The sequence below is a fragment of the Rhizobium sp. ERR 1071 genome (genome assembly GCF_007828675.1).
In the GTDB taxonomy this organism is placed as follows: Bacteria; Pseudomonadota; Alphaproteobacteria; order Rhizobiales; family Rhizobiaceae; genus Rhizobium; species Rhizobium dioscoreae.
Genome location: NZ_VITM01000010.1, coordinates 98,866 through 111,755 on the forward strand (window position 1 = coordinate 98,866; position 12,890 = coordinate 111,755).

11 protein-coding genes are annotated in these 12,890 nt (G+C 58.9%); 5 read left to right on the forward strand and 6 right to left on the reverse strand.

Going from position 1 to position 12,890, the window contains the following annotated elements; genetic code table 11:
- Positions 1-4: 4 nt before the first annotated feature.
- From FBZ99_RS26360 to FBZ99_RS26375, 4 genes are all read right to left on the reverse strand, one after another.
- The gene (locus tag FBZ99_RS26360) at positions 5-1,684 is read right to left on the reverse strand and encodes a dipeptide ABC transporter ATP-binding protein (protein ID WP_145635730.1); all 1,680 of its coding nucleotides are present in this window, start codon (positions 1,682-1,684) and stop codon (positions 5-7) included.
- Entirely contained in the window at positions 1,681-2,598 is a 918-nt protein-coding gene (locus FBZ99_RS26365) for an ABC transporter permease (protein ID WP_113352984.1), read from the reverse strand. The genes FBZ99_RS26360 and FBZ99_RS26365 overlap by 4 nt, the downstream gene beginning before the upstream one ends.
- The gene (locus tag FBZ99_RS26370; protein WP_145635732.1) at positions 2,598-3,539 is read right to left on the reverse strand and encodes an ABC transporter permease; all 942 of its coding nucleotides are present in this window, start codon (positions 3,537-3,539) and stop codon (positions 2,598-2,600) included. Before FBZ99_RS26370 ends, FBZ99_RS26365 begins: the two co-directional genes overlap by 1 nt.
- 61 nt (positions 3,540-3,600) lie before the next feature.
- Entirely contained in the window at positions 3,601-5,226 is a 1,626-nt protein-coding gene (locus tag FBZ99_RS26375) for a TIGR04028 family ABC transporter substrate-binding protein (protein ID WP_145635734.1), read from the reverse strand.
- A 400-nt stretch (positions 5,227-5,626) separates the two neighbouring features.
- On the opposite strand from FBZ99_RS26375, the gene FBZ99_RS26380 reads away from it, so the two are divergent.
- The 4 genes from FBZ99_RS26380 (at position 5,627) to FBZ99_RS26395 (ending at position 8,163) form a co-directional block, all read left to right on the forward strand.
- On the forward strand, positions 5,627-5,824 hold the full coding sequence (locus FBZ99_RS26380) for a hypothetical protein (protein ID WP_145635736.1): 198 nt from the start codon (positions 5,627-5,629) through the stop codon (positions 5,822-5,824).
- A 12-nt stretch (positions 5,825-5,836) separates the two neighbouring features.
- A complete protein-coding gene (locus FBZ99_RS26385; RefSeq protein WP_113331247.1) occupies positions 5,837-6,031 on the forward strand; it encodes a hypothetical protein in 195 nt (64 codons plus the stop codon).
- A 139-nt stretch (positions 6,032-6,170) separates the two neighbouring features.
- The gene (locus FBZ99_RS26390; RefSeq protein ID WP_145635738.1) at positions 6,171-7,016 is read left to right on the forward strand and encodes a VOC family protein; all 846 of its coding nucleotides are present in this window, start codon (positions 6,171-6,173) and stop codon (positions 7,014-7,016) included.
- A gap of 115 nt (positions 7,017-7,131) precedes the next feature.
- Positions 7,132-8,163 carry an NADP-dependent oxidoreductase gene (locus tag FBZ99_RS26395; RefSeq protein ID WP_145635741.1) on the forward strand — a complete coding sequence of 344 codons (1,032 nt, stop codon included), beginning with the start codon at positions 7,132-7,134 and terminating at the stop codon, positions 8,161-8,163.
- A 33-nt stretch (positions 8,164-8,196) separates the two neighbouring features.
- Here FBZ99_RS26395 and FBZ99_RS26400 read toward each other — a convergent pair whose 3' ends face one another.
- Positions 8,197-9,549, reverse strand: a complete 1,353-nt coding sequence (locus FBZ99_RS26400) for an FAD/NAD(P)-binding protein (protein ID WP_113331250.1) — start codon at positions 9,547-9,549, stop codon at positions 8,197-8,199.
- Between the two features lie 475 nt (positions 9,550-10,024).
- Positions 10,025-10,942, reverse strand: a complete 918-nt coding sequence (locus FBZ99_RS26405) for a LysR family transcriptional regulator (RefSeq protein ID WP_113388559.1) — start codon at positions 10,940-10,942, stop codon at positions 10,025-10,027.
- A 94-nt stretch (positions 10,943-11,036) separates the two neighbouring features.
- Here FBZ99_RS26405 and FBZ99_RS26410 point away from each other — a divergent pair, with 94 nt between their 5' ends.
- Entirely contained in the window at positions 11,037-11,834 is a 798-nt protein-coding gene (locus FBZ99_RS26410; protein ID WP_145635743.1) for an NAD(P)H-dependent oxidoreductase, read from the forward strand.
- Positions 11,835-12,890: the final 1,056 nt, after the last annotated feature.

Here is a 12,890-nt window from a genome sequence, read left to right on the forward strand (position 1 = left end):
GGGATCATCCTGCATTGATAAGGACGGGCGCGGTCGCCCGCGGAAACTTCTTGCCTGGGACCGCATCGATCAGCTCGCGTGTGTACGGGCTGCTTGGATTGGAAAAGACGTCTTCGACGCGACCCGTCTCGACCAGCTGCCCGGCGTTCAGCACCGAGACAGTGTCCGCGATCTGTCGCACGACGGCGAGATCGTGGGAGACGAACAGATAGGTCAGCCCAAGCTCGCGCTGCAACTCGCCCAAGAGATCGAGGATCTGCGCCTGCACCGTCACGTCAAGCGCGGAGACAGCCTCGTCGAGCACCAGGATCTGCGGATCGAGCACCAGCGCACGGGCGATCGCGACGCGCTGGCGCTGCCCTCCCGAAAGCGAATGCGGCCGACGTTGCGATATGTCGGCTGGCAGTCTGACCTTGTCGAGAGTGGCCGCCACCTTCGCCAATCGCTCACGGCGGGGCAGCCGTTCGAAATTCAGCAACGGCTCCTCCACGATCCCCGTAATTGTCTGGCGTGGGTCGAGCGAACCATAGGGATTTTGATAGACGAGCTGGACCTTCTTGCGCAGCTGCCTCAGCGCTTCACCGCGCAACGAATCCAGGTCGAGCCCGTCGATCAGTACCTGACCCGAAGTCGGCTTCTGAAACGCGGAAACGATCCTTATCGTCGTCGTCTTGCCGGAGCCGGATTCACCGACGATTGCATGGGTGCTGCCGCGGCGAACGCGAAAAGAGACATCGTCGACCGCCCGGAAACTGCCGCCGCGACCAGCACCAAAATCCTGCACCAGCCGATCGACCACGACGATGTCGTCGGCCGCCACGACAGATGCGACCGGGTGTGCGGGGGCGGCCTTCGGCCGCGCATTCAACGATGGCGCGTCGGCAAGCAGGCGGCGCGTATAGTTGCTTCGCGGGTTTGCGAGAATGTCGGCCGTGCGCCCCTGCTCCTGGATGCGGCCGTGCTGCAGGACGATCAACCTGTCGGATCGATCGGCGGCGACCCCGAGGTCATGGGTCACCAAGAGGACCGCCGTGCCATATTCCCGTCTCAAATCGTCGATCAGATCGAGAATGTGCCTCTGCACCGTCACATCCAGGGCACTGGTGGGTTCGTCGGCGATGATCAGCGAAGGTTTCAGCGCAATGGCAATGGCGATCAACACGCGCTGACGCATGCCGCCGGAGAGCTCATGGGGATACTGCCTGGCGCGCAATTGAGGCTGGCTGAGGCCGACACGTTCCAGCAATTCGATCGCTTGAACGCGAGCAGCCGCTCCAGACGCCCGGCCATGCACCGTCAGGATTTCGGCGACCTGTTCGCCGATCGTCCTCACTGGATTGAGCGAATTGCCCGGATCCTGCGGCACGAGGCTGATGATGGAACCACGAATGCCATCCAGCCGCCTTTGCGGCCAGCCGGCAATATCCTGGCCGTTCAGGCGGATGGTTCCCTGCTGGAGAATGCCGCCTTCGGGCAGAAGGCCGATCAACGCCTGTGCGGTGGAGCTCTTGCCTGAACCGGATTCGCCGACGAGGGCGACCACTTCGCCGGCGCGAACCTCAAAGCCAATATCGTGAACGACCGTGCGCTGGCCGCTCTTGTCGCGATAGGCGACCCTGAGGCCCGCCACATCGAGGATCGGCACACCCTCTTCCTTAGTGGTTTCAATGATCGGAGCCGTCATTTCCCGATGCTCCCGATTGCCCGGCTGATGCGATTGATGGAAATAACGACCAGGACGACGACAAGACCGGGTGCGGCCGTCAGCCACCAGGCGGTTGCGATATAATTGCGTCCTTCGGCGATCAGCAGGCCCCATTCCGGTGTCGGTGGCGGCGCGCCATAGCCGAGAAAGCCGAGCGTCGCGAGCTGCAGGATCGCCCAGCCGGCCTGAAGCGCAGCAAAGGCGATCACCGAGGTCAGCGAATTCGGCAGGATATGGCGCCAGAGCACCTTGAGGAATGTCCCGCCGCTGCCGAAGGCGGCTTCGACATATTCGCTTCGGCGCACCGTCACGACTTCGGAGCGAACCAATCTGGCAAACTTGGCGATCAGCGTGCAGCCGACCGCGATCGCGGCGTTGACGGTGCCGAAACCGAGCAGGACGATGATGCTGAGCGACAAGAGAAGATCCGGTATCGACAGCATGACATCGACCAGCCTCATGATGACCGTCTCGATCCTGCCGCCAAATGATCCGGCAAGGACGCCGAGCGTCGTGCCGGCTACAAGCGCGATGCCAACGGCCGCGAGCGCGCCCGATAGCGAGTGAATCGCGCCATAGACGATGCGGGCATAGAGATCCCGCCCGAGCGAATCCGTCCCCAGGAGATGGGTGGCGCTGGGCGGTCGTAGATGTTGCCCAGGTAGGCCTTGGACAGGGTCGTAGATCGTAAAGAGACTAGGGACGAGTGCCCAAAGGACGGCCAGCGCGAGAATGAGGCAGGCAAGGAAGAGACCAGGCCGGATGCGCGAAAAACGCCTGCCAGCTCCGGCGTTCTCACGAACATCGGTCTTGAGCGTCACGGGCGATATACTGATGTTCCGGTCGGACGAATCGAGGTCTGGATGATGTCGGGCGGTTTCGATCGTTGCCATCACACAGCTCCCAGCTTGGTTTTCAGACGCGGATCGAGCACGGGATAGAGAAGATCGACCACAAGGTTGATGACGACGAAAGCGGTCGCGGCGATGACGACGATCGCTTGAAGAACGGCGACATCCTGACTGTCCACGGCCTGTTTCGTCAGCCCGCCGATACCATTGAGGCCAAACACCGTTTCGGTGATGACCGCGCTGGCGATCAGCTCCCCGAACAGCAATCCGGCAACGGTCAGAACCGGCAGGAGCGTATTCTTGGCGACGTGTCGCCATAGGACCTTGGCATGCGAAAGTCCCTTGGCCCGAGCCACGGGCACGAAAGGCTTCGTCAGGACTTCGTCGATGTTCTTCAGCAATATCTGCGCGAGCGGCGCCGAAATCGGCACCGCGACCGTCAGGATAGGCAGGAAAAGACCCTCCCAGGGTCCGGGATTGATGACCGGCACGAGGCGAAGCCGGAAGGAGAATATCTGAATGAGCATGATGCCGAGCCAAAAAGTCGGCACCGATATGAACAGCGACGGAATGGACTGGATCAGGCCACGCAGCCAGGCAAAGCCGGAGAGATTGCAGGCAATCGCGATCAGAACGGCAAGAAGCGTCGCACCCGCAAAACCCAAACCTGCCAGCAATAGCGATGGCGGCAGGTTGGTGGCAAGCAGCGAGCTCACCGGAACGCCTGCCTGCAGTGAATAGCCGAAATCCCCCGTCAAAAAATTCCAGATTGCGTGGGCATATTGATGCAGGAAGGATCCGTCGGCGCCATAAGCCGCCCTGATATCGGCAAGCTGTTCGGGGCTTAGTCCGTAATCCGGGTTCTGGAACTTGATCAGCACCGCGTCGCCAGGCAGCGACTGCAGCAAAACGAACGAAACGGTGAAGGCCGCCCATAAGACGAACAGCGCCTGCCCGAACCTCGATAATATGTATCTTGCCATGCCACTACCATGTCTTCGCATGAAGGAAGGCCCGGCACCACGCCGGGCCAGCCCCTTTTCATCAATGTTCAGCGAGCCAGGTGCTGTAGAAGGACGGACGTCCCACGGCCTCGAATGCAACCCCCTTCACGTAAGGCGCGCCAGCGAAGACCTGCGGCTCCTCGAAGAAGGGGATGACATAGGCCTGATCGAGCAGATATTCCTGCGCGGCCTTGGCCGCCGCCAGTCGCTTGTCGCGATCCGTCTCGGAGGCGACGGTTTCCAGGATGCCGTTCAGCTTGTCATCCGAGAAGGTCGCCTTGGGATTGAGGCCGCCCTTTTGCAGCAGGGCATCGCGATTCTTGGGATAGAACTGGCTCTTGATGACATCGGGATCGGCGCGGCCGACCTCGGCGACGACCAGCGGCGTCCTTGCTGGATCGACATTGTCGGTCACCAGATTTCCCGAGGTTCCGGCAAGAACCTGCAGCTTGACACCGAGCTTGGCCCATTGCTGCGCGACGAGCTGCAGCACGGCCTTGTTCTGCGGCTGGGGCAAGGATTCATAGACGGCAAGCGAAAGTGGCTTGCCATCCTTCTCGCGAACACCGCTCGCGCGCTTCTTCCAGCCTGCCTCATCCAGAAGCTTTTCAGCAAGAGCCGGATCGTAGGTCAGCTTCGACGACAAATCCGTGTAGCCGGCCGCGGCCGACGAAATGACCGATTTCGCCTGCGGATAATTTGCCGAAAACAGCGTATCGACGATTTCCTTGTTGTTGGTCGCATGCAGGAGCGCCTGGCGAACCCTAATATCGGCGACGAGCGGATTGTCCGGACGGAAGGCGACGCTGTCGTTCACGCCGCGGGTCGGCGCCGCATAGATCGCGAAACCCTGATCGGACACCTGCTTCTCGTCATAGGCCTGCAGCTGACGGATGAAATCGGCCTGGCCGGAAAGCAATGCGCCGATGCGCACGCTGTCCTCGCCGGTGATGATGTACTTGATCCCGTCCAGATAGGCCCGGCCCTGATGCGCCAACTTGTTTGGACCCCAGTTATAGTCTGTCCGCGCTTTCAGCGAGAGCTGCTTGCCGAGCGTCTCGCTTTCGACGACAAAGGGGCCGGACCCGATGATCTTCGTCGCATCGCCGAGCTGGTCGAAAGGCAATGCCAGCGTCTTTAGGGAAACCAAGCCCGATCCGATCACGGCGGTTCCCTGCAGGAAACCCGGAGACGGCTTCTTGAAGTAGAACTTGACCGTATAGGGATCGACGACTTCGCTATGATCGTAGTTGTTGATGACCTCGGAAACCGGCTGCTTCAGCTCCTTATTGCCAAGGCCGAACGTATCATAATTCTTCGCCACGGCATTGGCGTCGAGCGGAGAACCGTCGGAAAATGTCACGCCCTTGCGGATCTTGAACGTATATTCCGTCGCCTTGTCGTTGACTGTCCAGGATTCGGCGATCCACGGCTCGATATCGAGCGTCTTCGGGTTCTGATAGGTGAGCTTGTCGGTGATCTGGTTGAGAATGCCACCATTCGGATAGAAGCCGCCCGCCGGCGGGTAAAGGTTCGTATGCGCCTGCTGTTCAAGATAAATCAGCGTGCCGCCCTTGACCGGCTGGTCATCGGCGAATGCCGACGGCGCCACCAATAGCCACACGCTTAGTAAACTTGCCGCCTTGAATTTGGCTTTGATGCCCATTGTGTAAGCCTCTGTATGAAAACGCGCATCAAACTACGGCAAACACCAAGCTATCTATAGAATTAATATTCTAATTTGGTCGCAAGTCAGGAAACGAACGCGCGGGTATATCACGAGGTTGAATAGGCGATGGCTCCTTGATGGGGTTGGCATCCGCTTGAAGCGAGCGGCGCGATATTCGGACGTTTAGAAACAATTTCGCAATCTCCAATGCACGTTCCTCAATACCCTTCAACCTCTTCTACTAGAATTGTTTTCCCCTATCGCCCGACTATTTGGCACCGCCGCGAATAGCTCACCGCATCTTTTACATATATAATCCACTAAATTAATGGACTAATCGAACTTAGAACGCCGCCGATCGTTCGTTCGGAAGAATCCATTTCAAGGGGTGATGAAAATGACCAGACAGGTGATTGAATATGCCGGCATTCCGGTGGGTATCGTCGGTCCGGACAAGGGCGCGCTAAGGTTCATCGCGGTCAAGTTTCACGTCTATGACCTTGACGGCCAACATTTTGCCGCCGCCTCCGACGTGCTGCAAGCAATCCACAAGTTGGTATCCACAACGTCTGGCAATCTCAACCGAGCCGCGTAAAGGAGGCATATCATGAGCAGGCTGCGTCGTTTCTTTCGCCTCTCGGCACAACGCGACGAGATCGAGACAAGGCTGCTGGCGCAAGAATATCGGGCGCTCATTCTCGATGATCTTGTCGATGACGGTACTAGCCATGAGCTGCAATCGAAATCCGTCGAACTATCTCATGAGATCGGTTCGCATCGACGTCAGCCTTACCGTGGATAGCCAATCCTGTTCGACGCATTTCAGCAGCCGCTCCCGTTCGGCCCGCGAACACGGTTGCTGATGTGATCACCAAAGCCGCGGCATGCCGAATGCGGCGCAAAGACCGCAATTTAACATACCTCTATGTCGGGAGCCCCCAATGGCTGTTACTGCCCAACCCCTCATCCTCGATCACGCCGTCATTGGCGTCCTTGATCGGCTGGACGAGGCCGCTGCGATCTATCGCAAACTCGGCTTCGCGCTGACGCCACGAGGTTACCATACCCTGGGCTCCATCAATCATCTTGCCGTGTTCGGCGAGAACTATCTGGAGCTACTCGGATTTCCGCCTGACAGTGATGACAAACGCACCGATCTCTGGTCTTATCCGATCGGTTTGAACGGACTTGCCTTTCGAACCACGGACGCAGCCAGCCTGCAACGCGAATTGGGCGATGCCGGCAAATCCGTCACCGAATGGCGGGACTTCTCGCGCCCTGTCAACGTGGGAGGCATAGAGAAGTCAGCCAGTTTCCGCACCTTCCAGATCGGCAAGGAGGCGATCTCCAATGGCCGCTTCTTTTTCTGCCAGCACAATACGCCGGAGCTGGTGTGGCGGCAGAGAGATCAGAGCCACCCCAACGGTGTTCTCGATATCGTCGATGTCTTCATCGTCAGCCGCGCTCCCGAAGCGCTAACCGAACTGCTAGGCGGATTTGCCGATACCGCCGCGCCTGAAATCAGCAGGGACGGCATTGTAATTCACGCCGGCATCGTCACACTTCATATCCTGTCCGAGGTTGACGCCGCCTCCCGGTTCGGCTCCGCCATTCCGGCAAGCTTTGACGGTAACGAAAGAAAAGTGGCGCTCGGACTGAAGGTACGATCGGTTGAAGCAACCGCAGATGTGCTGGCGCAAGGAGGCTTTTCGCCTCGCGCCTTCGAGGGCGGCCTGCTTGTTGATGCCGATGCCGCCAATGGAGTCGCACTATGGTTCAAGGAATGAGTTGGAAGACCGACGCTCACACACGGTGATACGACACGAACTTCGGACGGCTGCAACTGAGATTACGAAATCCTGCATCGCGTCCGGAAGCAGAACTTGAGATAAGGAATTCCACATGGCCAATCAGCCCGTCACCACCCGCATCGTGCTTGCCTCCCGTCCCGTTGGAAAACCGGTCGCGGCGAACTTCCGGCTTGAACGGGAAACCTTGCGGGATCTCGACGAAGGCGAGGTTCTTCTGCAGATCCTTTATCTTTCCCTCGACCCCTATATGCGAGGCCGGATGGACGACGCGAAATCCTATGCCACGCCGGTCGAGATTGGCGGCGTGATGGAAGGAGGAACCGTTGCGCGCGTGGTCAAATCACGCAATACGGAGTTCACGCCGGGAGACATCGTCCTCTCCCATTCCGGCTGGCAGAGCCATGCGATCTCAAACGGCGCGGGATTACGCAGGCTTGACCCGAATGCGGCGCCGATCTCGACGGCACTCGGCATTCTCGGAATGCCGGGCTTCACCGCCTATGCGGGGCTGCGCAATATCGGGCGGCCCAAGGCGGGAGAGACATTGGTCGTGGCCGCCGCCAGCGGCGCGGTCGGCTCGGCCGTCGGGCAGATCAGCAAGATCTTTGGTGCGCGAGTAGTTGGTATTGCAGGCGGCCCGGACAAATGCCGTTATATCCGCGACGAACTCGGCTTCGATGCCGCGATCGATCACCGGGCCGACGATTTTCAAGCCCGGCTCGCGTCTGCTTGCCGGAACGGCATCGACATTTATTTCGAAAATGTCGGCGGACATGTCTGGAACGCGGTGTTTCCATTGCTGAACGATTTCGCGCGCGTTCCGGTCTGCGGACTGATCGCGCATTACAACGAAGACCCGTCCACTTCGAGTGGATCGGACCAATTGCCTGCTGTAATGCGCGCCATCCTGAGAAAGAGCCTGACCATCCGGGGTTTCATACAACGCGAATTTGCCGATCAACGCCCCGATTTCTATCGAGAAGCCGGAAAATGGATTGCCGAGGGGCGCCTCAAATATAAGGAGGACATCGTGGATGGGCTCGAAAACGCTCCGGAAGCTTTTCTCGGGCTGCTGGAAGGACGGAACTTCGGTAAGCTGATCGTGCGTGTCGCACAGAGCTGACCGCCAGCTCTCAAGTCGGCGGATATCGATCCTTCACGACAATCTATCCGCAATCGCCTCGGCAACCTTTCTTGCCTGCACGCGGATATCCGGCACGGCGGTAATTTCCCAGAATTGGCCAGCGGTCAGCGCGCCAACGGCATAGATGATTGCTTCCTTGCCGCTCGAGCCAGGGATGCGTGAGCGAGCATCGACCACCAATCCGAGACCAAGCGGATCCGCCTCGATCAGGCCTTTGCGCTGCATCTCCTGCAGCAATGGGGAATGCGCGATGCCTGCTCGTTCCATGCCAGTGCAATTCACGATCCAGTCCGCCTCGATGGATGCTGTAAAGCTCTCGCCGCGAGGCCGGTAATGTACGGTTAAAGCCTTGGTTTTCTCGACATTCCGCAGATGGCCGGCTCGGATCGAAACCTGGCCGTTTTGCAGCATCCTTTCAAACCGCCGGAACACATCCGGAGCAACACGATGACGATGAATGTTCCACCACGGCAAGGCATGGCGTAAAAAGCGACGGCGCTCGATCTCCGGCAATCTCGACCAGAGAGCTTGCGTCTTCGGGCGTAAGCCATCCATGACCCTGCGCCAGTCCCCCGCATCTTTGCTCTCGCGACGGAGAACATGCAGGAGTTCACTCATCCGCGTGGGCAAGGCTTCGACGTCGATATCGACCGCCGACTTGGGATGGCTGACATGATCGTGCGGAACGAGGCCGCGCCGTGACAATACGATTATCTTGCCGGTGAAACCGTGGGCAAACAGTGCCAAAACCTGATCGATCATCGTCAGTCCCGAACCCAAGATACAGACCGTATCGGCCTTACCGACCCGTCTCAACCATGACAGCCGCCATGGATTTTCGATGATATGGGAGCGCACGTCCGCGGATAGTCGGGAAACATCAAACGGCAATGGTGCATTGCCAACGCCGAGACAGAGCACGACGCTTCGCCCGGCGATCTCATTGCCGTTGTCCAAAATAAAGCCGAGCGCGGAACCGTATCGCTCAACGCATCCCGTCGCCTTGGCCTTGATGAAGTCGACTCGACAACGCTGTTTCCTGTTGCGCAGCAAAGCGGCCAAACTGTCTCGAATATACAGGCCATAGTCCTGCCTGGAGGCGAAATCTCCCGCGTCCAGCGGCCGCTTGCGTTCCCGCAGCCATTCGACAAAGGCATTCGGACGATCCGGAAACAAGCTCATGCGACCGGCCGGCACGTTCAGCCGATGCAAGTAGAGTTCTGTCCGATAGGCGGTCCCGCGACCAAAGCCAGGATCGTCGCCGACAATGGCGATCGATGCCGTTTCAGGGAGCAGCTCTACGAGATTGCAAACGGTGGAAATGGCGGAAAAACCAGAACCCACGACAACGGCATCATAGATCATCGCTGGCCTTTTCCGCTTTCGAACAGAGGCAAGACAATTACCGATATCTCCCTTTCACTGATCTAGGGCAGATGATTTCCGATCCAACATGTGATGGTGGCATTGCGGGGGAAATATTGGGTGCGCCCTAGGCGCTCCGGCTCGGGACGCGGGTCTGGCTTGGCGGCAGCCGACGAGATTGTTTTCCTCCTGCCGCCCACTTTCGGTCCTGCAGAGAATGTGCGGCTATGACCAAATCCCGCTCAGACGGTGGCCCCGAGTCTCGGCTGGCCGTCGACCGCATAACGACGGATGTCGAGATCGCGAAAGGCTTGTCCAGATTTCCTCTTGATGAAGACCGCTGCCTCTATGCCATCTCCGCCGCGGCGCCAGATTCAAATTACGCTCCACGCCATATGGCGGAGTCTTCGGAATCGGCAAACCGTTGCGCCATTTTGCGCGCCCTGCTTCAGGCAGCGTTTTAACTTCTTGCCCCTTACCGCTCTATACCAGGGACCCGGAGCATTCCCTCTGCCAGAAACTCGACCAGCAGCCGGACACGCGCGATGCCGGTTCGTTCGGGCGCGATAAGCATATTCAACGGCACGGCCGGTGGAGCGTAGTCAGGCAGCACCGTTTCGAGCCGGCCGTCCGCGAGAAGGTCGTCCACCAGCCAGATATGAGCGGGGCCCAGGCCGCGACCCGCGATAAAGGCTTCGCGCGCGGCGAGCCCGTGATCAACGCGCAGATGCCCGCTGAAAGGCACGAGGTGGCGCGTGCCTCCCGCCCGCTCAAGCGCGAGAGATTCGCTTCCGGCAACGTTCGACATGCGAACGCCCTCATGGTCCTTGAGCTCCTCGGGTGTCGCCGGCCGGCCACGGCTTGCCAGATAGGCGGGAGAGGCGACGAGAACGCGCCGGCTTTGACCGATCGCCCGCAGCTTCATCGAACTGTCGGCGAGCGGACCGAGGCGCAGTGCGATGTCCACGCCTTCGCGGATGAGATCAACGCGTTCATCCGTCAGGCTGAGGTCGACTGCGATGTCCGGGTAGCGATCCTGAAAGGCGAAGACCAGACGGCTGACATGCCGGACGCCGAGCGCTGCCGTACAAGAAATGCGAACCGAGCCGGCGGAGACGCTCCGCGCGCTTCGCGCTTCATCGGTCGCCTGTTCCAGCAGGCGCAGGATTTGGATGGCATTGGCATAATAAAGTCCCCCTTCCTCGGTGAGCGTGACACGACGGGTCGTGCGGCTCAACAGTGCCACGCCAAGGGCTTCTTCAAGCTCACGCACATGCCGCGTGACACTGGACTGGCCAATGTTCAACTCACGCGCCACAGCCGACAAATTGCCGCGTTCGGCGACGCGGACAAAGGTGCGAATGCGTTCGAGCGTGATGTCCGATCTATCCATTATTCGGCATTATCCTATCCATCCCTGCTATATAACGCATTAGCGGAACATGGCCTAGCTTAGGGAGAGTTTTCTTCAACAAGCAGGTGTCACCATGAATGTGCTCATCGCCTTCGCTCACCCCGAACCTAAATCCTTATCGGCATCGTTACGTGATGTTGCGGTCCAGGAGCTGGAAGCAGCCGGCCACACGGTAGAGGTTTCCGACCTACATGCCATGCGCTGGAAATCGGAGATCGACCGCGCGGATTTCCCGTCTTTGGCTCCCGACGAGCGGCTTATGCCGGTCGCCGCTTCCAAACATGCCTTCAGCGGCGATACGCTGACGGACGATGTCAAAGGGGAGATCGAAAAGCTTCTCTGGGCTGATGCATTGATCCTGCAGTTTCCGCTCTGGTGGTTCGCCATGCCGGCCATCCTGAAAGGTTGGGTCGACCGCGTGTTTGCTTATGGGTTCGCCTATGGCGTTGGCGAACACAGCGACAAGCGCTGGGGTGATCGCTATGGAGAGGGAACCTTGGTCGGCAAGCGAGCCATGTTGATCGTAACCGCAGGGGGGTGGGAAGAACACTACGCTCCTCGGGGAATCAACGGTCCCATCGACGATCTTCTGTTTCCGATCAATCACGGCATTCTCTACTATCCTGGCTACGATGTGCTGCCGCCCTTCGTGACCTATAGTACCGATCGCTTCGACGACGCCCGCTTCGAAGCCGCTGCGAAACATCTGCGCGATCGGATGCGAACGCTCGAAACAACAAGCCCCATTCCTTACAGGAGCCAAAATGGCGGGGATTACCATATTCCGACCATGCAACTCCGGTCGGAACTGGGCGGTCAGAGGGCATCAGGCTTCGCACTTCATCGAAAAGATGTGGCTGCGTCCAGGTAATGCGCTCGGTGCTATCAACTCCTATTCGTGGAGTTGTTCAGCATCGCGTGGGTGCCGAGTGCTCGAAGCAGCAGATGATGGCAACGAAGGCGACCGGATAGTCACACCGTCGCGGGTCAGGTGTTGACGACGGACGGCTTTCAATCGTCGCAGCCGACGCATACCGACTTGCGGAAAGATAATGGGCGGTCGGCGAAGAGGAATGGTTGTGATCCTTTGTCAGGAACGCGCTGATACTCAACGCATGACCTCGGGCCGCCTTCGGGGTCTCGCTAGCGGCTGGCCTTGACAGCAAGGGATGAAGCGCCTCTCCGGCGGGAGGTCACTGTCCATGCGGCATCGAGCGAACGCCGATCCAACGCCTGATTATTCGCCCTGTCACCGGAGGTTGGTCCGATGACAGGGCAGACCGCCGACGGGTGGCAGTGGTGTCGGCGACCGGGGGCAGTCATGCACTATCCGAATAGAGCTGCGTTGAACACGGACCTTAGTCTGATGGCGAGTAAGCTTCTTTTCCGGCACAACGTGTGAGGCGGAATTTGGTGGGCGTGTGCCCCTTCGAATTAGTTGCAATTGCAGCTTTTCATCCATCAACTGTGATGCTGTTGAAGGGCGTGGTTGCGGCCGCGGAGTCGAACCGCCTGTTTCGGCTTATTTGCACCGACGAGCGCACCGGCGCTCTTAGCCGCATCTCGCTTGGCTTGCTGGCTACAATCAGAAGTCTACGACCGATGCGACAATTTTCCAGTTGTCAAATAGTACTAAATCATGTGCGCCTTCCGCGCTAACAATTCCTTCTTACGCGCCCAATCTCAACCTGAGCGTTCGGTTTATATGCATCGATTGCGGGAGGGGGCCTCCTCTCGACGCTGCACATCCAGGCATCTGATACCGCTTGACATTCTAAACCGTCTGAACGAAAGCAAGCTCTCTTGATGGACCACCCATACAACCGAAAGAATTGCGGTTCTGGAAGGCAATCCAATGCCGCCGATGAGAGCAGCCACACTGAGGCGAGGATGTGGCGGCTTGGTCCATGTGGCATCTTCACGCAAA